This window comes from Paraburkholderia terricola, assembly GCF_900142195.1.
In the GTDB taxonomy this organism is placed as follows: Bacteria; Pseudomonadota; Gammaproteobacteria; order Burkholderiales; family Burkholderiaceae; genus Paraburkholderia; species Paraburkholderia terricola.
Map to the genome: position 1 here is coordinate 1 of NZ_FRAB01000038.1, position 19,618 is coordinate 19,618.

The window sequence follows — 19,618 nt, forward strand, 5'->3', positions numbered from 1 at the left end:
GATGGCGACTGCGACAGGCCGCTCGTCACGGGCCGGGTGTATAACGGCGCGACGCAACCGCACTGGCATTCGAACGGTCTGCTGTCGGGCTACAGGTCGAAGGAATATCAGGGCAGCGGCTACAACCAGATGGTGATGGACGATGCGACCGGCCAGAACCGCGTTCACCTCTATAGCAGCAGCACGAATGCGCATCTGCATCTGGGATACCTGATCGCGCAGACCGGCAACACACGCGGCGCGTATCTGGGCAGCGGTTTCGACCTGAAGTCCGACGCCTACGGCGCGGTGCGCGCCGGCCAGGGCCTCTATGTTTCCACGCATGCGAAACCGGCAGCGGGCCAGCAACTCGACGTGCGCGAGGCGAACTCGCAACTGGTGAATGCGGAAAGCGTGCTGGAAGCGCTGTCCGCGGCGAGCACCACGCATCAGGCTGAAAGCCTCGGGGACGGACACGCGGCACTGAAGTCGTTCACCGATGCTACGCGGAACAATGTTTCGGGCTCGTCGTCGGGTGGCAGGACGGCAGGCGGTGGAGCGGGCAGTGCCAATGCGTTCAGCGAGCCGGTCATGCTGTTCGCCAGCCCGTCCGGCATCGCGTTGTCCACGCAGAAATCGGCCCATGTATCGGTGGACGAGCACATCAACTTCGTGAGCGGTCAGGGCACGCACCTCGCGACCGGCAAATCGCTGATCGCGAGCGTGGCCGGAAAACTCAGCCTGTTCGTGCAGAACGCGGGGATGAAGCTGTTCGCGGCCAGGGGCAAGGTCGAAGTTCAGGCGCACTCGGACAACATCGAACTGACGGCGCAGAAGACGATGAAGCTGCTGTCGGCAACAGAGAAGATCGAGGCGGCCGCGAAACAGGAAATTCTTCTGACGTCGGGCGGTGCGTACATCCGCATCAAGGGCGGCAACATCGAGATTCATGCGCCTGGCAAGATCGATATCAAGGGCGCTCAGCATGCATTCTCCGGACCGACACACATGTCCACTGCCCTCCCCGCCATGCCCGGTTCGGAAGGTAGCTACGATCAGGCGTTTATTGCGCATTGGGCCGGCACGGATATCCCCGCGGCCAATATGAAATTCCAAATGTTCTCCGACGGCACGCTCATTTCGCAGGGTGTCACGAACGAACTGGGTGAAACAGGGCTCACCCAAAGTCACGTGCCGAAGGATGTGGTCATTAAATTTCTGGAGAACCATTGATGGCAGACAAGCAGGACTCCGTCCTGGGAACGGGGGCGGCAATGCTGACGCCCAGCGGATATCAAGTCCGCCCGAAGGTCGCGCTGAGCAGTTGCAACAGGATCGTGCCACCAGCGGCACCGTCGATTATCGGGCAGTGTCCGTACTACTACCAGCCACTGCATGGTGAATATCTTGAGACGGTGGAAAAAGTCAGCGTCTCGAGCGCATGGGAAACGGTGAAGGCTTTCGCGACCTCGTGGGATCCGTGGAAGGACAAGGAAGTCGCGCGCCGTTTGCTGCATCGTCGCGAGCAACTGATTGCGCCTGAGAGCACGGATTCCGACTGGTCGCGTCACGGCAATTTCATGATGCGCCATGTCGGGTGTGGGCATAAGCCGCCCTCGTATTACGTCAGCTATGGGTATTACTATTGCTCGAACTATGGGGCGAAGTTGTATCCGAGATTGAGTCCGGAGGGACAAGCGTGGTTGCGAAGTGCCAGAAAGCTTCTGCAGACGAACATGGAAGATGGCTTACGCCAAAACATGGAGCATGATGGTATTCAAATGGACAGTCTGAAACCAGGGAACGGCAGCATCGACTTTCCGGTGCAACGGTACATGCTTGAGCTTGACGACAATACCTTCAAATCCTTCGCATTCAAGACGCATCCCTTAGCATATCTGGATGGAGGTCTCGCAGATCTTCCGATTCTGGATTTGGTAAAGATATCGGCGCAACCGAACATCCAGGAATGGGGCGACATACGAACGTGGGAGCAGGCCGTTGACAGCGGCAAAGTGGTTCTGCCGCATATGATTAACCATTCTGACATCGACGATCCAGTCGGCAAGGCACTTGGTCGCCTGCTGGCAAAATGACATGCAAAAATCGAAACGCTGGACGATGCTATTAGGCGGTCTTGCTTTGCTGGCCGCTTTAACCTACGGATATCAGAGCATGACAACAGGCTGGGAAACGGTCACGACATCTTTTGCAAAAGGTGACAAACCCTATGGCGGGGGCGCATTTCGTATTCGCGGCGACGACATCATCAGCCTCAAGACTGCAGGACCGGAACTGAAGTTCAAGCCGGCAAGTGAACTCAAAAATCCCGAGGTCGCGGAGTTTACCGAAGCGTGGATGGATGATTCTTCCGAACGGCTAAATCGACGCACAGTAGCTTTCCTGAAAGGAACGTTCAGTGGTGGCTTGACGCGCACGTTCCAGCAACGCGGTCAGAATGCCGTCTGGTGGTACTCAAAAGACTGGCGCACGGTGTACGTCAGCACCGGGTGGATGGATTACAAGGTACCGCACGCTGCTGACGAGCAGGCCCCGCAGATCACCAAACTCTGGCGCTCCAGCGACGGCGGCCAGAACTGGACCCAACTGAACTGGCAAGAAGACCACAACATCGGCCAGTTGCTGTTTCTCGACCCGCAGCGTGGTTATGCAATCGGCTGGGGACCCCACGTATGGCGCACGGCCGACGGCGGTCAGTCATGGCGAGAAATAAAGGTGCCGCCGCTAGCCAACACCGGCAAGCCGCGCAAAACCTTCGACGCGGTCAATCTCGGCCCTGATGGGGTGCTGCGTGTTGCCTACTACGTCGAACAATTGGGCGATGTCAAAACATCGAGTCTTGTCTACCGAATGACGTGGGACCAGCAGGACTTCGAGCAGGACGTGGTGCTGCCGAACCAGACGGTGGTCGACCTGCAATCGTCACCGGAGACGACCGGCGGCTATTCGCTGTACGCGTTATCCCGCCTCGGCACGCCGCGCAACTGGGACGACCCGAGCGACAAGGGACACCGCACGGGCGCGCTCTCGGTATGGGCGAACGTCCAGCGCCCCAATGTGCAGCAGTTGCATACGTTCGACGACCGCCTGATGCTCGATGGTCTCAGCGCAGGAAGGCAAGGCGTGCTGCTGGTCTATGCCACTGATGCGACGGGCGATGGTGCGCCGGTCGATCTCACTTTCATCAGCAAGGATTCCGGCAAATCGTGGAACGAACTCAATGATGGCGCGGCCCAGGGCGGCTATTTCGATCCGGATACCAACACCCAATACGCACTGTTCGCCTATACGCTGAAGAAACGGAAACTGTAGCGATCCGGCCCAATGCCTAAATGCATCGACCATGGATGCCTGAAGTACGCGACTGCCAGGATCGCCCGTACGGGCGATTGGGGAGAGGCATGAAGCGTTTCGGCCTTATTGCCACAGTGCTGGCAACCTCGTTTTTAATGCTCCTATCTGGTTGCAGCAACCGTCAGGATTCCGCTATGGGTACGTCTTCTACCACCGCTAATATTGCGCCGCTCAAGACGGTCTGTGTCGGGCGGTACACAATAGACATTCCACATTCGGCAACGAATGTGCGTCTGACACAAAGCTTCAAGGGTATCAATATAGATGTGTTCTACCCGGCGAATCGGCAACGGCTACATGACGAAACGATCCATAAAGTTGCAAGTGCCGCCGAAGTGACCGATTTCCAGCCCAAGCGGATCGATTCACAAGCGGGCAGTACGACTGACTCCGTTCAGGTTTGGCAGAGCGGAGCCGATCTTTACTCTGTTCACGGCACCACGCTGAAACAGGACGCAGGTTTCCTGTTCAGTATCGAGGTGATGGGTGAATCCGTACAAGGTGCGAAAGTAGCGATGTCACAGTTAATGCAGACGATCCGGCTTCGCGATCCATTTGCGGTGCCGACTGAACAGGGGTTTTGCATCGAGCGAGGTTTTATTCCGGGTGGTTACGCGGGAGGTGAGACGGCATCGATTTCCGCCGACTTAACTGCTCCTGACGCGTCGCTCATGATGAGCACCAATACGGAAGCCAAGAATACTGGTGGCAACGTCATTGTCCGTATGAGCAGCCTGCCCCTCCCACTTGCTAATCTGGTGTCCAGCGACACAGAAATCTTGAGACGTGGCGGCAAGATCGTTGCCGGACGGGACGGCGATGAGTATGACTACGCGGTCAAGCAGTCAAAAGAAGTGTCGTTGGAATGGAGCGCGCTGACCGGCAACGATCACGCGACGGAGCCCACGATGAAGATATCAATGGATACGCGTTCAGCGGTGTCGGAAAGCGCACGACCGGCGTTGATGACACTCTGGGATGATGTACTGAAGTCTGTGAAGCGTCGGTAAGCGAATAAACGTCATAGAACGATATCTTGTGTTGAACGATGACGATGGCAGCTAACGGATCATCCGGCTGGCCACGCTCTCACAGGCCTGTTAACGAGGTGACATGCAGAAGGTCAAACGCTGGAAGACTTTAATTGGCGGACTCGCGCTCCTGGCGGCTGCAACCTATGGATATCAAAGCCTGACGACAGGCTGGGAAGTGGTCTCCACAAGCTTCACCAAAAATGACAAGCCCTACGGAGGCGGAGACTTTGTGCTGAATGGCAATCAGGTCATTAGTCTCAAGATTGCTGGCCCGCAGATCACGTTCAAGCCGACCGAGCAGTTGAAGAACCCAGAGGTCGCAGAACCGACTGAAGCCTGGATGGACAGTTCGGCCGAGCGACTCAATCGTCGGACGGTGACGTTCCTGCGCGGATCAGTCGATACAGGTTTGACTCGCACCTTCCAGCAACCAGGCCAAGATGCCGTCTGGTGGTATTCAAAAGACTGGCGCACGGTGTACGTCAGCACCGGATGGATGGATTACAAGGTACCGCACGCTGCTGACGAGCAGGCCCCGCAGATCACCAAACTCTGGCGCTCCAGCGACGGCGGCCAGAACTGGACCCAACTGAACTGGCAAGAAGACCACAACATCGGCCAGTTGCTGTTTCTCGATCCGCAGCGTGGTTATGCAATCGGCTGGGGACCCCACGTATGGCGCACGGCCGACGGCGGTCAGTCATGGCGAGAAATAAAGGTGCCGCCGCTAGCCAACACCGGCAAGCCGCGCAAAACCTTCGACGCGGTCAATCTCGGCGCTGATGGGGTGCTGCGTGTTGCCTACTACGTCGAACAATTGGGCGAGCTCAAAACATCGAGTCTTATCTACCGAATGACGTGGGACCAGCAGGACTTCGAGCAGGACGTGGTGCTGCCGAACCAGACGGTGGTCGACCTGCAATCATCACCGGAGACGACCGGCGGCTATTCGCTGTATGCGTTATCCCGCCTGGGCACGCCGCGCAACTGGGACGACCCGAGCGACAAGGGGCATCGCACGGGCGCACTCTCGGTATGGGCGAACGTCCAGCGCCCCAACGTGCAGCAGTTGCATACGTTCGACGACCGCCTGATGCTCGATGGTCTCAGCGCGGGAAGACAAGGCGTGCTGCTGGTCTATGCCACTGATGCGACGGGCGACGGTGCGCCGGCCGATCTCACTTTCATCAGCAAGGATTCCGGCAAATCGTGGAACGAACTCAATGATGGCGCGGCCCAGGGCGGCTATTTCGACCCGGATACCAACACCCAATACGCACTGTTCGCCTATACGCTGAAGAAGCGGAAACTATAGCGATTCAACCCAATGCGCAACGCGCCGTAAAACCGCCGTAAAACCCTAACCCTTCCCCCGTGACAGGCCCCCGAGCGCAGCTTTCGCTAGCTCACAACCGCTCCCACGTCTCACAGAGACAACGACCGCCCCGCGAAACCTCGCGGGGCTCGTTTCGCACTCTTCCCACTACCCATCACTACCCATCCTCATCCCCGCGGCAGCACCCACACTCAAATCCCCGGCATCATCTGATACGGCTCCGTGTGATCCTCCACGCCTTTAACACCGGGTATGTTCTGCGCCGCCACACGAACCGCATCGACCGCTTCCGTCGATTGAAACACGCCCCACAGATGCACGACGCCGTCGCTGACGACGATATTGCGGCCCGCGAACGCCCACTTGCGGCCCGCGAGTTCGCCCATCAACATCGCGCGGATCTCGCCGTCCGACAGCGCGACATTCGATGCCGGCTCATCCGGCACGCTCGCCAGCGCCTGCACGAGATTGGCGCGGCTCACGATGCCCACGAGTTGCCCCGCCATCATCACGGGCACGCGTTTGATGCGCCGCGTTTCCAGAATCCCGGCCACTTCGCCGAGCGGCGTGTCGGGCCGAACGCTCAGCACCTCGGCGGTCATCACGTCGCGCACCTTGGCGCCGTGAGTCTTGACGTAATCGCGTGCTTCATGGTCCGCGGACCAGAGATCGAGCCACGAGGTTCGCGTGCGCTCGTCGGTGCCGATTTCGCTGCGGCGAAGCAGGTCGCCTTCGCTGATCATGCCGACGACATCGCCTCCGGGGCCCAGGACCGGTGCGCCGCTGATGCGGTTATCGACGAAAATTCTGGCGACCTCCCGCACGGTCATGTCGGGTGAGACGGATATGACATTGGTGGTCATGACATCGGATGCGCGCATGGTAAGCCTCCTCAACGGTTGGGTACTTGAATTCGCGGAACCGGCCGTCGGTATCGAACGCCGGTTAAGCCCTCTTGTGCCTTGAGATTAGGCCGATGCGGCGTCGTCCCGTTTGACGTGGATCATCCCGAACGCTGGCGCGCGCATCCACCGACAGATGACTCAGGTCAATTGCGCCGCATCCGTGAAGACGATACTGGTTGCCACGCAATCTTCGTCTGGAGAAAGGTCATGGCCCAAGTTATGAAAGCTGCTGTCGTTCACGAATTCGGCGCTCCGCTGCGTATCGAGGAGGTCCCCGTTCCGAAGCCCGCGCGCGGACAGATCCTCGTCAACATCAAGGCGTCGGGCGTCTGTCACACGGATCTGCACGCGGCCGACGGCGACTGGCCGGTCAGGCCCACACTGCCCTTCATTCCCGGCCACGAGGGTGTCGGCTATGTCGCCGCCGTCGGCGAGGGCGTCACGCATGTCAAGGAAGGCGACCGCGTCGGCGTGCCGTGGCTGTATACCGCCTGCGGTCATTGCGAACATTGTCTCGGCGGTTGGGAAACGCTTTGCCACGAGCAGCAGAACACGGGCTATTCGGTCAACGGCGCCTACGCCGAGTATGTGCTCGCCGATCCGAACTACGTCGGCCACTTGCCGTCGAATGTCGCCTTCGAGGATATCGCTCCGATCCTCTGCGCCGGCGTGACGGTGTACAAAGGCATCCGCATGACGGACACGCGGCCGGGTCAATGGATCGCGATTTCGGGCATCGGCGGCCTGGGCCACGTCGCGGTTCAATACGCGATCGCGATGGGCCTGCGCGTGGTCGCGGTCGACATCGCCGACGATAAGCTCGCTCTCGCCCGTGAACTCGGCGCGGCGCTCACGTTCAACGCGGCGGAATGCGACGCCGCCGCGGCGATCCAGAAGGAAATCGGCGGAACGCACGGCGTGCTCGTCACCGCCGTATCGCGCGGCGCTTTCGCTCAGGCACTGGGCATGGTGCGCCGCGGCGGCACCGTCGCGCTGAACGGCCTGCCGCCGGGCGACTTCCCGCTGCCGATCTTCTCGACCGTGCTCAACGGCATCACCGTGCGGGGTTCCATTGTCGGCACCCGCAAGGACTTGCAGGAGTCACTCGAATTCGCCGCCGAAGGCCGCGTGCGCGCGCGGATTCATCTGGACCGGCTGGACAACATCAATCATGTTTTCGCGGAACTGAAGAGCGGTCGGGTCGATGGCCGGATCGTGCTGAAGCTCGATTGATCGGTGGATTCGCAGGGGAACAACGCGGGGCACAACGCGGGGCACAACGCGGGCGCGAGCGCTTGACCGGCTCGCGCCCGGCACGAAGTCATGGACTCATGGCGAAGCGGTGAATCACGAACGAGAGCCGGCAATCACGCCGCCCCGGCAGAACACTCGCGTGGCACGGCCGACAACGTGTTCGACATCTTGAGTCCCAGCCATTGCATGCCTTCGCGCAATCCTGCCAGTACGGCTTCGCGCTCCGTGGGAAAAATACTGCTGCGCCTGAACTCGTGCCTGAACACTCCCGCTGGCGTGCGATGGCTGAGTTCGATCGAGCAATCGAAGCCGCCCGCCGCGCAATGCGTGGTGGCGGCGACCGACCAGTCGCCCTCGCCCGCGTTACCCGAAATCGTCATGAGTCGTTCCTCGTTGATGCGTCGCCGGCAATGCGTCGCGCACGGCGGCGGCTGCATGAGCGGCGTCGGCCATGTCGCGGCGAGTTGGCGGTGCCTACCTCACCGTCAGATTGTCGATGACCGCATGCACGCCTGGCGCCGACCATGCCGCGCCGCGCGCGGCCGAGCGCTCCGCCAGGGAGCCGACCGTGCCTTCCAGCGTGACCGTTCCCTCGTGCACCTTCACGCCGATGTGCTTCGCCTCGCGTTCGGCGTGGCGTTGCAGTGCGCGGCCGATCTGCTCGCCGATATCGTGCGCGGCCGCGTCGCCCCCAATCCGGATGAGGTTCGAAACCCCTGTCACGCCGCGCATGTGCGAAATCGTGCGCGTGGCGACGTGGCTTTGATACGCCCAATCGACTTCGCCGCCCAGCGTCACCCAGCCCTTCTCGACCTGCACCTTCACGGCCTCTTCGCTCAACCCGACGGTCCAGTGCAGAATGGTGCGGACCGCGCTGGCGATTTCCTCGTCGGTGCGAACGTCCTTGTGCGGCAGCCGAATCGCCATCTCCACGACGACCGCCTTCACGCCGGCCACGCGCTGCGCGGCCTTCTCCGCCGCGAGCTTCTCCGCATAGCTGACCGGGTGGCCCGACAGCGTCACGACCCTGTCATGCACTTCGACACCGATGTCCGCGACGTTGACCGCCGCGTCCCAGGCCAGTTCGTCTTCGACCTGCCGTTTCAATTCCATGTCCGACTTCATTGCGTGCTCCTCGTTTGCGTGCAGCCATGCGCCGTCGTGCGGCGAATCACGCGTTCGCGCTCTTTCATGTCGTGACGGGCATGCCGTATCACTGACTTTAGGCGCGGCGGCGAGACGCCGATTGACGTGCGTCAAGCACCCCGCATCGTGAAGACGCCGGCTGAGCGCGGCGGCGAATCACCCCATGCCGCCGGTGATGCAAGCAGCGCCGCCTAGGGAAACGCTGATCAATGAACCGATCGCCGTTGGTTTGGCGTATTCGGCTCGCGATTTTTAAAACCGGAAGGCCGTCGAGGCAGATTCTGAGTACCTGCGCGGCCGACTTCCTGCTTTTTTCACACTCCAGACGGGCTACTCCCATGGCATGGCCACAGCCGCTTGCGCGCCATCACCAAGTTCGCCAGCGCAAACAGGCTGAACAGTTGCGCCGTGTTCTTGGTCAGCCCCCGGTAGCGCACTTTGCGATGCCGGAACAGGTTTTTGACCACATGGAACGGGTGCTCGACCCGCGCGCGAATCTGCGCCTTGGTCCGCTCGGCCGCGATCACCAGATCTTTCAGCGCGCCCTCAGACATCGCCTTGATCTTGCCGCGCTTGAGCGCCACATGCCACCGTACCGTCTTGTCTTTCATCTCATCGCGCTTGTCTACACCGGTATAGCCTGCATCGCCGAATGCTTCGAGTTCATGACCATGCAGCAGGGCGTGCGCCTGCGATACATCCGACTCGTTGGCCGCCGTGGTGACCACGCTGTGCACCAGACCCGACTCGGCATCGACGCCGACATGGGCCTTCATGCCGAAGTGCCACTCGTTACCCTTCTTCGCCTGGTGCATCTCCGGGTCACGGTTCTTTTCGGCATTCTTCGTCGACGGCGGTGCCTCGAAGATCGTCGCATCCACCAGCGTACCTTCCTTCATCATCAGCCCGCGCTCGCACAGTTCGATGCCGATCTCGTCGAACAGCTTTCGCGTCAACTCGTGCTCGATCAGCAGGCGTCGGAACTTCAGCAGCGTGGTGGCGTCCGGTACGTTCTCGCGCGCCAGGTCAATGCCCGCGAACGCACGCATCGCGATGCTGTCGTACAGCGCGTCCTCAAGGCCTTCGTCCGACAGGCCGTACCACTGTTGAAGAAAGTAGATCCGCAGCATCCGCTCCAGCCCGACCGGCGGGCGGCCCCGTTCGCCTTTCGGGTAGTACGGCCCGATCGCCGAGAGCAAGCGCTGCCACGGCACCACTTTCTCCATCTCTGCAAGGAAGCGCTGCCGTTTCGTCACGCGCTTCTTGCCCAGGCTTTCCGCTTCTGCAAAACCGATCTGCCGCTTCATGATCGTGGGACCGTTCAGTGAGCTTCTATCTACAACGTCCCTGGCCTCGTCAGCGATGACCGCCGAGCCGAATTGATCAGCGTTTCCCTAGCCGCCATGTCGCTGGCCTCGCCGCTCGCGACCGCCGGACGACGACGGCGGCTGGATCGAATTCGCCGAATTGGCCGAATTGGCCGGCGCGGCCTGACTGGCGCCGCCGCGGTCCGCGCGCCGGTAAGGCATGCCGGCCGCCGCGCCTTGCATGTACTGCAACCACTCCTGCCACGGCTGCATGACCGGATTCATGGGGACGTGCGTCGGCCATTGCTCGCTCCACGCCGACTGCCACGTTGCCAACGCTTCGCGCAGTCCCTCGCCATAGCCGCTTTGCAGCCGCACCGCGGAACCCAGGCCTTGCTGCCAGAGACTGGCGGTGGTTGTCAGGTACTCGCGCGCCACGCTCTGGCAGGACGCCGCGAATTCATTCCAGTCACGCGCTGTCGAGGCCGCATTGCGAATCGCCTGCGCCGCCGCCAGGTCGCGCCGGACGCGTTGCATGTGGAACTCGCCGGCCTGTTGCCGCGCTTCGTGGCCGAAGCTCAGCATTTGCAGCGCGAATGCAAGATTCGCGCGGTACAGATCGAACGGGATGACGGATGGGTCTGTCATGATGAATCTCCTGACGTAATGAAGCGGTCCGCATGCGGGCAGCGAGACGCTGCGGCGAGTGCTTGCGCGGCAGCACTGCGTCCAATGTAGGCGCGGGCGTCTGAAGCCCGTTGACTTGCGTCAATCGCGCAAGGGCTTGCCCTCGACGTGAGCCGTCTGCGCGTGCCGTGAGACCTCCTCCTCTCCACACGTCGGCCGGCGCGTGGCGCAAGACGCGAGGCGCATCAAGGCGGATCGGCAACGCGTGTTTCGCCGCCGCGCGTCTGCACGTCTTTTCTCAGCGCGGCAATTTCGCCGCGCAGCGCCTTGATGTCGCGATGCATTTCGCGCCGCAGGATGCGCTCTTCCCGTTCGACGAAAATCGCGGCAATGCTGGCGAAAACCAGCGACAACAGTCCGTAGCCGAGCAGCACCACGAAGGCGGCGAAAACGCGCGAGGCGGGCGTGGTCGGCGCCATGTCGCCATAACCGACAGTCGCGCTGCTTTCGAACGCGAGCCAGATGCCCTCGCCGTAGGTATGCACGCCGGGTTCGAGCCAGTAAAACCCCGCTCCCGCGCAGGCGAGCAGTATCGCCGCCGCGATGAGCAGCAGCCACAGGCGGCCGGGCGAGAAGAACCCTTGCAGCGACACCACGACGCGCACCGCCACGAGCCCCACGAACAGGATGCGCAGCACCCATTCGGCCGACGACCACGGCGCCATGCCCCACGCCACACCGCCCGCCGCGGCCAGCGCAATCAGCACGTCGTAGCCATTGCGCGTGAGAAAGCGCCGCGGTTTGCGGCTCAGGCAGGCCATGCGGACAAGGACCGCCGCGAATCCGGCGGACATGCAGGCATAGAGCGCACGTCCCGCGAGATGAAACCCGGCTGCGGCAGCCAGTTCGAAATAGAACGCCGGAATCGCGAGCAGGCTGAGCGCGAACAGCGCCCACTGCATCCAGCGCCATGCGTGCACGGCGCGCGCGTCGTCGTGAGGATCGACCCCGGCGAGACCCGCCACGCGCAAGCTTTCGTTCATGACGACACCGTCTCTATACGCGCGCGAGATCGCGCGCCTTCTCAAGCGCGATTTCAGTGTCGCGATATGCTCCGATGCGGGCTTCGGTGCTGCAGCCGGCAACACGGATCGTCAGCAGCGCAAGCGCCGCGCGCCATCGGTTTTTCATCACAGTCCGCCCGTTTTCAGGTGCAACGTCACGGATGCCGTTGCAACCACTCGTCTGTTTTCAAAAGTATGGGCAGGACGTGTCGAGACATTTGACGTAGATCATGATCTATCGTGAGAGGGGCCACCGTGTAGGGAAACGCTGACATCCGCGCAGGAACACCTACCGCAGTCTCAGCGAGACCTGATTTATCCGGCCTGTTCGATGACCAATACTGAATTCATCGGAGACCGCAATCGGCCCATCCGCGCAGCGGTAAAAACCGCCGCGCCATTCCTGTCGAGCGCTTCAGGAGACCATCATGACGACCCACGCTTCTTTCGATGCCGGGAAGGCGCCGGCTGACGGCCAGTTGCGCGATGCGCTCGACGCCGGCGACGATCTCAATCGCAGCTTCACGCTCGCTCGCGAGGCGGGCATGCTGGTCACGCTGGACGGTCGGATCGTCCGTGAGAAGTACCAAAGCGTCGCCGGCTCGCCCAACGCGTTCCGGCGCGTCGCGCAGGCGCTTCGCAACGCCTCCCTGCAAGCCTCGGCGCGCTGAAGGAACTCCCGGCCAATGCGGCCACTCCCGACTGCGAGGTGCGCGACATGAAGCTGACCTTTCTCGGTGCGGCGGAAACCGTCACCGGTTCGAGATATCTCCTCGAAGGCGCGGGGCTGCGGATTCTGATCGACTGCGGTTTGTTTCAGGGCACGAAGAATCTGCGTCTGCACAACTGGCGCCCCCTGCCCGTCGATATCCACACGCTGGATGCGGTGGTGTTGACCCACGCGCATCTGGATCACAGCGGCTACCTGCCGGGGCTCGTGCGAGCGGGCTATCGCGGACCAATTTACTGCACGCGCGGCACCCGCGACCTGTGCCAGATCATGCTGCGCGACAGCGCGCGCTTGCAGGAGGAAGAAGCGGCCTACGCGAACCGCCACGGCTTGTCGAAGCATCATCCGGCGTTGCCGCTGTACACGCTGGACGACGCCGAACGCGCGCTGGAACTGCTCGAGCCGCGCGACTTCGACGTGCCCAAGCGCTTGAACGAGCACGCGTGTTTTCGCCTGCTGCCGGCCGGGCACATTCTCGGCGCGGGGAGCGTGGTGCTGTGCGTCGAAGGCAAGGTCATCGCGTTCTCGGGCGATCTCGGCCGGCCGGACGACCCGATCATGCGCGCGCCGATGCCGCTCGCGCACGCCGACTACCTGGTGGTCGAATCCACCTACGGCGACCGTCTGCACGACACAGCCGATCCCGCCACCGAGCTGGCGGAAGTCTTCGCGAAGACCTTCCGGCGCGGCGGCGTCGTCGTGATTCCGTGTTTCGCGGTGGGGCGCGCGCAATCGGTGCTTCATCACATCGCGCGACTCAAAACCACCGGCCGGATGGCGAACGTGCCGGTCTTTCTCGACAGCCCGATGGCGACGAGCGTCACGCAGCTTTATTTGCATCATGTCGGCGAACACCGGCTGAGCTCGACCGAGGCCAACGCGATCAGCCACGCCGCGCAGAGGGTGCGCAGCGTCGACGAATCGAAGGCGATTCTGACGCGGCACGGCCCGATGGTGATCATCGCGGGCAGCGGCATGGCGACCGGCGGCCGGGTCGTGCATCACCTGAAAGCCTTTGCGCCCGATCATCGCAACACGATCGCGCTGGTCGGCTACCAGGCGGCGGGCACGCGCGGCGCGGCGCTGGCGGCCGGCGCGCCGACGATCAGGATTCACGGCGACGACGTGCCGGTGCGCGCCTCGGTGGTGAGCCTGTCGTCGTTGTCGGCCCACGCGGACTACGCCGAGATGCTGTCCTGGCTGCATTCGATACCGGAGCCGCCGCGGCGCACCTTCGTCACCCACGGCGAGCCGGCCGCCGCCGATGCGATGCGCCGTCACATCGAAGAGACGTATCACTGGCGCTGCGACGTGCCGGTCTACCTGGAAAGCGTCGACTTGCCGGCATCCGCGGAATACGCGGGCGTCGATCCGTGCGTCGCCGTCGCGAATGCGGCGACGGTGTGCGGCATGCCGGCGCCCGATGCCGCGAGCGGCGCTCCATTGAATTCGAACTGATCCAGATCAATCCGCGCGCGGCGCAGCCTGACACAGTGGGTGTATGACAGCGTGCAGGAGACCACGACATGAACGCCCGGCGGCTGCCCCATACGTGTTCGATGAGACCGCGATGAAACACTTCTTCAGACTCGGCACGGCAACGCGCGACCCGGCTCGCCCCCGCCCGGTGACGGGCCCATCGGCGCCGCGTATCGCCCTGCCCGCGCCGATGTCGAGCGGCGGCCTGCCCATCATGGAAGCCTTCTCGAAACGGCGCACGACGCGCCGCTTCGCCGCGACGGAACTCGACGAAGCGACCCTCGGCCAGTTGCTCTGGGCCGCCAACGGCGTCAACCGCGGCGGTTCGGACGGCAACGGCGGACGCACGGCGCCGTCCGTGCTCGCCTTGCACGAGATCGACGTTTATGCGGCGCTCGCCTGCGGCTTATACCGCTACGACCCGTTGCAGCATTGCCTGGATCTGGTGAGAGCCGCCGATCTGCGCGGCTTGACGGGCTACCAGGACTTCGTCGGCGAAGCGCCGGTCGAACTGGTCTATGTGGCCGACCTCGCGCGCATGCACGACATCGCGCCGTCGCAGCGCGAGCCGTTCGCGTATGCGAGCGCGGGCGCGATCGTGGAGAACGTCTATCTTTTCTGCGCCGCCGCGGGGCTGGCGGTCGCCGCCCGAAGCTGGCTCAACCGCAGCGCGTTGGGGGTCGAGATGCATCTGTCGCGCGACAGCGTGCCGGTTCTCGCACAAACCGTCGGGCACTTCGATCGGTCCGAGCCTGGGGATGCGGACGATATCTCCTGAGGAGTGCGCGAGCCGAGCGCGCGTGCGCGTACTGGGCCGCGCTACGGTCGGTGTCTGCATGGCATGCCGTGAGACCGGGGCTGTTTACTGAGCGGTATCGTGTCGTGGTGCAAGCGGGACGCACGGCCGCAAGTCGGTGCTTGAGTTGTCGCCCGGTGTTGTGAATCGCCTTGTCCAAATCGCGCGCTGACGCACGAGCGCGCCCCCCACCGGGCAGCGGCGCCGCCCCTGCATGATGCCAAGCAACGCATCCGTCGCGGCATCACCGGCCATTTCACTTGAAAGAAGCGTCAGCCCGCACCCGCGCAAACCGGACAAATGCTCATCAAGCCGCCGCCTGCTGACCCGTATCCCCCGCCTCACGGATCAGCAGCACGGGGCACGTCGCGAAGCGGACGAACCGCTCGGCCACGCTGCCGATCACCATGCGCCGCAAGCCGCGGCGTCCGTGCGTGCCCATCACGACCAGATCCGCACCGCGCCGTTGCGCGCAGCGCAGCAACGCGCCGGCAATGTCCTCGCCGATGCCTTGTGTCTCCACGATCTCCATATCGCCCGTGACATTGAACTCGCGCATCTGCGCGAGCGCGTCATGCAGCAAACTCGTGCCGACCTGCCGCGCGGCGTCCGTCAGCAGATGCGGATCGCAGGCGCCCGCGTAGGTGAAAGCCGCCGACTGATCCAGCACGTACACCGCCGTCAACTTGCCGCGCGAGAGCTTCGCGAGCTGAACCGCCTCGGCGAGCGCGCGCTTCGCGGCTGCGCTGCCGTCGATGGCCACCACGATGTTCGAATACATGACTGCCTCCGGGACTAGGAATAAAACGTTGCGACAGGCGCTGGACGATCAGACGCGCGTAACGCCGCGTTCGAGCAGGCGTTCGGCCGCATCGAAAGCCGCGCGCACGGCGGCGTCGGGGTCGGCGCTCTGCCGATGTTCGAGCGGCACCAGTTCGCCGTTGCGCAGAACCAGATCGAGTCGCGCATCGAACATGAGGTGATTCGGTGTGGCGTCGAACACCCCGCGTGAGGTGCCATCCGGCGCACGCTCGCGAATCGCCTCGATCGCGAGATGGCAACCAGAGATGGATTTGCCGAAGCGCTCGAGCCGCACGAACTGAACGGCGGCTTCGGCCTCGATTTGCGCGGACCCCGCAAACCCGAAGTACACGATCTGCATATCGATTCCCATGCCGCCTCCGAGCGTGCCTTGATACTCATCGGCCGTCGCGGCGTCAGTCGCCGGAACGGAAGCCGCGAACGACAGCGAGCCGATGAATACATGATCGGCGCTATTCGCGCCATGCGATTGACATGCGTCAACGGCGCGGCAAGGTCGCGCTCCGGTTGATCCAACGCAACGCGCCTTTGCGCCGCGCGCGTATGGTCCGGGTAATACGTCCACGGCCATTACCCTTCGGGGAGCATCACATGAACGACTCCAACTCTCTCCCTGCTCATCCGCTCGCGGATCAGGCCCGCGACGACGCGAGCGCCGCCGGCCATGTCTATCTGATCGGCGGCGGTATCGCGTCGCTGGCGGCCGCGGCGTTTCTGATTCGCGACGCCGATATGCCCGGCTGCCGCATCACGATTCTCGAAGCGCTGGACCAGCCGGGCGGCAGCCTCGACGGCGCCGGTTCGTCGCGGGAAGGCTACGTCGTGCGCGGCGGCCGCATGCTCGAAAGCAAGTATCTGTGCACCTACGACCTGTTCGACTCGATTCCCACGCTCGACGGCCACGGCAGCGTCACGAAGGAAATCTTCGACTGGAACGAGACGCTGCGCACCTCGTCGAAAGCGCGGCTCGTGCGCGACGGCCGGCGCGAGGACGCGCCCGCGTACGGGCTCGCCGACACGCATCTGCTGACGCTCGGCCGCCTGTCGCTCGAACCGGAAATTCTGCTCGGCGACAGCCGCATTTCCGACCACTTCGAACCGGACTTTTTCGACACCAACTTCTGGACCATGTGGTGCACGACGTTCGCCTTCCAGCCGTGGCACAGCGCCGCCGAATTCCGCCGTTACCTGCTGCGCTTCGCGCATATGACCTCGGGCTTCAACCAGTTGCACGGCATCATGCGCACGGTCTACAACCAGTACGACTCGATGGTGCGGCCGCTGCGCAAATGGCTCGACGAGCATGGCGTGGCGTTTCGCGCCAACACGCGCGTCGTCGATCTGCGGTATGACGAAAGCGGCGAACTGAACCGCGTGTCGGGCATCGTCTGCGAACACGACACGCGGCGCGTGGAGATTCCGGTCGGCGCGGCGGACAAGGTCATCGTCACGCTCGGCTCGATGACGGCGGGATCGAGCCTCGGCGGCACGCACCGCCCGGCCGTGTTCGATCATGCCGACAGCAGCGGCGCGTGGGCGCTGTGGAAAACCATCGCGGCCGGACTAGCCGAATTCGGCCACCCCTCGGTGTTCGCCGATCATGTCGACGAATCCAAATGGCTGTCCTTTACAGCGACGCTGCGCGATCCGACGCTGTTCCGCCTGGTCCGCGATCTGACCGGCAACGTGCCCGGCGAAGGCGGCCTGATCACCTTCCCGCAATCGAACTGGCTCGCCTCGATCGTGCTGCCTCATCAGCCGCATTTCATCGGCCAGCCGCAGGACGTCCAGGTGTTCTGGGGTTATGGGCTCTTCATCGACCGGCCCGGCAACTTCGTCGGCAAGCCGATGGCCGAGTGCACGGGCCGCGAGATCATGACGGAACTGCTCGGCCATCTGCACATTCAGGCGGAAGCCCCGCGCATTCTCGACGACGCGATCTGCATTCCGTGCCTGATGCCGTTCGTGACCAGCCAGTTCCTGCGGCGCAAGCGCGGCGACCGGCCGCAAGTCGTGCCCGAGGGCTGGGCGAACCTCGCGTTCATCGGACAGTTTTGCGAGCTGCCGAACGACGTCGTGTTCACCGTCGAATATTCGGTTCGGTCCGCGCAGACCGCCGTTTATACGCTGCTCGGTTTGAACCGGTCGGCGCCGCCCGTGTACAAAGGCCAGCACGATGCGCGCGTGGTGTACGGCGCGGCGTCCGCGTTGCGCGGGCACTGAGCGGGCCATGCGCGCCGCCCCTGCCGCCATTGATCTGCATCAACGGGGCCGCCGCGATCGTTGCTGGACTCAGGCTCAACGATCCGTGCGTCACCGTCTCTTTCCGGAGCGACTGTCATGAACTACAAAACCATCGTTGTTCACCTGGACACCAGCGAGCGCGCGCATCCGCGGCTCGAAATCGCCCTGCGGCTCGCCAAACAGTTCGGCGCGCATCTGACGGGCGCCTATGCCGTGTTCTCACCGGACCCGCGTTCGCTCCATGTGATGGCGGGAACCGCGGAGTATTACCGGGAGCAGGAAGCGCGGCGCACCGAGCGGCGCGCGGCGCTCGAGCGCCTCTTTCACGCCGAACTCCGGCGCGCCGAGGTGCCCGGCGAGTGGATCGCCATCGACGCGCCCGCGAGTCTCGCGATTCCGCGCGCGGGCCGCTGCGCCGACCTGATCGTGGCCGGCCAGGACAACCCCGCCGATCCCGAGTCGTATGTCGGCGACTTCTTCCCGGAAAACCTGATTCTGACGAGCGGCCGGCCGGTGTTGCTGGTGCCGTATGCGGGCAATGACAGAACCACGGGCAATCGCGTTCTGGTCGCGTGGGACGGCAGCCGCGAAGCCACGCGCGCCGTGCACGACGCGCTGCCGTTCCTGCGCGCGGCGGCGAGCACCACGATCCTCACCGTGAACGGGATGCACGCGGGCCGGGACGATGACGAGCGCATCCGTCTTCCCGGCGCGGACATCGCCACGGTGCTCGCGCGGCATGGCGTGCAGGTCGAGGTCGCCGATACCGAAACCGGAGCGGGCGGCTCGGTCGGCGAGGTGCTGCTCTCGCAGGTCGCCGACGGCGGCGTCGATCTGTTGGTGATGGGCGCCTACGGCCATGCCCGCTGGCGTGAACTCGTGATGGGCGGCGCCACGCGCACGATCCTCAAGTCGATGACGGTGCCCGTGCTGATGTCGCATTGAGCACGGCAGATTGCTTTCCGGTTCAGGAGTGTTCGCCATGTACAACAGGATTCTGGTCGCCGTCGACGGCAGCGACACCTCGTCGCGCGCGCTGGCGGCCGCCGTCGAACTGGCGCGCGAGTCGGGCGCGCAATTGCAGCCGCTCTATGTGGTCGACGTGCCGCTGATGGTCTACGACGTGCCCTCCTATGACCCGTCCTACGTGCGCAACGCGCTCGTCGAGGAAAGCGGGCGCGTGCTCGCCGACGCCGCCGCGCGAATGGCCGGCGCGGGCGTGAAAGGCTCGCCGCGCATGATCGAAACCGACCTGACGGGTGACGACATCGCGCACCGCATCCGGCTCGCCGCGGACGAGTTCGACGCCGACCTCGTGGTGATGGGCACGCACGGCCGGCGCGGCGTGCGGCGGCTGATGCTCGGCAGCGTCGCCGAACGTTTTGTGCGCATCGCCAACCGTCCGGTGCTGCTGATCTCCGCGCATTGCGCATCGCCCGCGGCGAGCGCGGCTGACGCCACCCCGCCCGCGAGCGAATCGTCCAGGGAGCGGTCATGAACTGCACAACGCTGCTGGCGCA

The 19,618-nt window shown here is 63.5% G+C and carries 21 protein-coding genes; 13 read left to right on the forward strand and 8 right to left on the reverse strand.

What is annotated here, in order from left to right; translation table 11 throughout:
- The 5 genes from BUE39_RS25390 to BUE39_RS25410 all read left to right on the forward strand — a co-directional run.
- Nucleotides 1-1,212 (forward strand): DUF2345 domain-containing protein (locus tag BUE39_RS25390; RefSeq protein WP_143169522.1); only part of this gene is annotated, 1,212 nt, incomplete at its 5' end.
- Nucleotides 1,212-2,075 (forward strand): hypothetical protein, encoded by an 864-nt coding sequence (locus tag BUE39_RS25395; protein WP_073431472.1) that lies wholly within the window; start codon nt 1,212-1,214, stop codon nt 2,073-2,075. The genes BUE39_RS25390 and BUE39_RS25395, both read left to right, overlap by 1 nt.
- Before the next feature lie 79 nt (nt 2,076-2,154).
- Entirely contained in the window at nt 2,155-3,312 is a 1,158-nt protein-coding gene (locus BUE39_RS25400) for a glycosyl hydrolase (protein WP_073431518.1), read from the forward strand.
- 89 nt (nt 3,313-3,401) lie between these two features.
- Nucleotides 3,402-4,364: a T6SS immunity protein Tli4 family protein gene (locus BUE39_RS25405; protein ID WP_083083755.1), complete on the forward strand. Its 963-nt coding sequence runs from the start codon at nt 3,402-3,404 to the stop codon at nt 4,362-4,364.
- 181 nt (nt 4,365-4,545) lie between these two features.
- Nucleotides 4,546-5,703 carry a glycosyl hydrolase gene (locus BUE39_RS25410; RefSeq protein ID WP_073431519.1) on the forward strand — a complete coding sequence of 386 codons (1,158 nt, stop codon included), beginning with the start codon at nt 4,546-4,548 and terminating at the stop codon, nt 5,701-5,703.
- 212 nt (nt 5,704-5,915) lie between these two features.
- On the opposite strand, the gene BUE39_RS25415 is transcribed toward BUE39_RS25410, so the two are convergent.
- On the reverse strand, nt 5,916-6,605 hold the full coding sequence (locus BUE39_RS25415; RefSeq protein ID WP_073431474.1) for a CBS domain-containing protein: 690 nt from the start codon (nt 6,603-6,605) through the stop codon (nt 5,916-5,918).
- 231 nt (nt 6,606-6,836) lie between these two features.
- On the opposite strand from BUE39_RS25415, the gene adhP reads away from it, so the two are divergent.
- A complete protein-coding gene (gene adhP, locus BUE39_RS25420; RefSeq protein ID WP_073431475.1) occupies nt 6,837-7,862 on the forward strand; it encodes an alcohol dehydrogenase AdhP in 1,026 nt (341 codons plus the stop codon).
- Between the two features lie 134 nt (nt 7,863-7,996).
- On the opposite strand, the gene BUE39_RS25425 is transcribed toward adhP, so the two are convergent.
- The 5 genes from BUE39_RS25425 to BUE39_RS25445 form a co-directional block, all read right to left on the reverse strand.
- Nucleotides 7,997-8,263: a UDP-glucose 4-epimerase gene (locus tag BUE39_RS25425; RefSeq protein WP_073431476.1), complete on the reverse strand. Its 267-nt coding sequence runs from the start codon at nt 8,261-8,263 to the stop codon at nt 7,997-7,999.
- A 94-nt stretch (nt 8,264-8,357) separates the two neighbouring features.
- Nucleotides 8,358-9,008 (reverse strand): BON domain-containing protein, encoded by a 651-nt coding sequence (locus tag BUE39_RS25430; RefSeq protein ID WP_073431477.1) that lies wholly within the window; start codon nt 9,006-9,008, stop codon nt 8,358-8,360.
- A 335-nt stretch (nt 9,009-9,343) separates the two neighbouring features.
- Nucleotides 9,344-10,336 carry an IS5 family transposase gene (locus tag BUE39_RS25435; protein WP_073431478.1) on the reverse strand — a complete coding sequence of 331 codons (993 nt, stop codon included), beginning with the start codon at nt 10,334-10,336 and terminating at the stop codon, nt 9,344-9,346.
- A gap of 87 nt (nt 10,337-10,423) precedes the next feature.
- Entirely contained in the window at nt 10,424-10,984 is a 561-nt protein-coding gene (locus BUE39_RS25440; RefSeq protein ID WP_073431479.1) for a hypothetical protein, read from the reverse strand.
- A 224-nt stretch (nt 10,985-11,208) separates the two neighbouring features.
- On the reverse strand, nt 11,209-12,006 hold the full coding sequence (locus tag BUE39_RS25445; protein WP_073431480.1) for a potassium channel family protein: 798 nt from the start codon (nt 12,004-12,006) through the stop codon (nt 11,209-11,211).
- Between BUE39_RS25445 and BUE39_RS34460 the strand changes: the two genes are divergently transcribed.
- The 4 genes from BUE39_RS34460 (at nt 12,005) to BUE39_RS25460 (ending at nt 15,014) form a co-directional block, all read left to right on the forward strand.
- Entirely contained in the window at nt 12,005-12,271 is a 267-nt protein-coding gene (locus tag BUE39_RS34460) for a hypothetical protein (RefSeq protein ID WP_143031987.1), read from the forward strand. The genes BUE39_RS25445 and BUE39_RS34460 overlap by 2 nt on opposite strands.
- Nucleotides 12,272-12,455: 184 nt before the next feature.
- Complete coding sequence (locus tag BUE39_RS25450; RefSeq protein ID WP_073431481.1) at nt 12,456-12,698, forward strand: hypothetical protein; 243 nt, start codon at nt 12,456-12,458, stop codon at nt 12,696-12,698.
- Nucleotides 12,699-12,745: 47 nt separating this feature from the next.
- Complete coding sequence (locus BUE39_RS25455) at nt 12,746-14,215, forward strand: MBL fold metallo-hydrolase RNA specificity domain-containing protein (RefSeq protein ID WP_073431520.1); 1,470 nt, start codon at nt 12,746-12,748, stop codon at nt 14,213-14,215.
- 112 nt (nt 14,216-14,327) lie between these two features.
- Entirely contained in the window at nt 14,328-15,014 is a 687-nt protein-coding gene (locus BUE39_RS25460; RefSeq protein WP_073431521.1) for a nitroreductase family protein, read from the forward strand.
- A gap of 325 nt (nt 15,015-15,339) precedes the next feature.
- On the opposite strand, the gene BUE39_RS25465 is transcribed toward BUE39_RS25460, so the two are convergent.
- Together BUE39_RS25465 and BUE39_RS25470 are read right to left on the reverse strand one after the other, a co-directional pair.
- A complete protein-coding gene (locus BUE39_RS25465; protein WP_073431482.1) occupies nt 15,340-15,813 on the reverse strand; it encodes a universal stress protein in 474 nt (157 codons plus the stop codon).
- A 48-nt stretch (nt 15,814-15,861) separates the two neighbouring features.
- On the reverse strand, nt 15,862-16,206 hold the full coding sequence (locus tag BUE39_RS25470) for a hypothetical protein (RefSeq protein WP_073431522.1): 345 nt from the start codon (nt 16,204-16,206) through the stop codon (nt 15,862-15,864).
- Nucleotides 16,207-16,445: 239 nt separating this feature from the next.
- On the opposite strand from BUE39_RS25470, the gene BUE39_RS25475 reads away from it, so the two are divergent.
- The 3 genes from BUE39_RS25475 (at nt 16,446) to BUE39_RS25485 (ending at nt 19,596) form a co-directional block, all read left to right on the forward strand.
- Nucleotides 16,446-18,077: an oleate hydratase gene (locus BUE39_RS25475; RefSeq protein WP_073431483.1), complete on the forward strand. Its 1,632-nt coding sequence runs from the start codon at nt 16,446-16,448 to the stop codon at nt 18,075-18,077.
- Nucleotides 18,078-18,194: 117 nt separating this feature from the next.
- Complete coding sequence (locus BUE39_RS25480; RefSeq protein WP_073431484.1) at nt 18,195-19,043, forward strand: universal stress protein; 849 nt, start codon at nt 18,195-18,197, stop codon at nt 19,041-19,043.
- Between the two features lie 37 nt (nt 19,044-19,080).
- A complete protein-coding gene (locus BUE39_RS25485) occupies nt 19,081-19,596 on the forward strand; it encodes a universal stress protein (RefSeq protein ID WP_073431485.1) in 516 nt (171 codons plus the stop codon).
- Nucleotides 19,597-19,618: the final 22 nt, after the last annotated feature.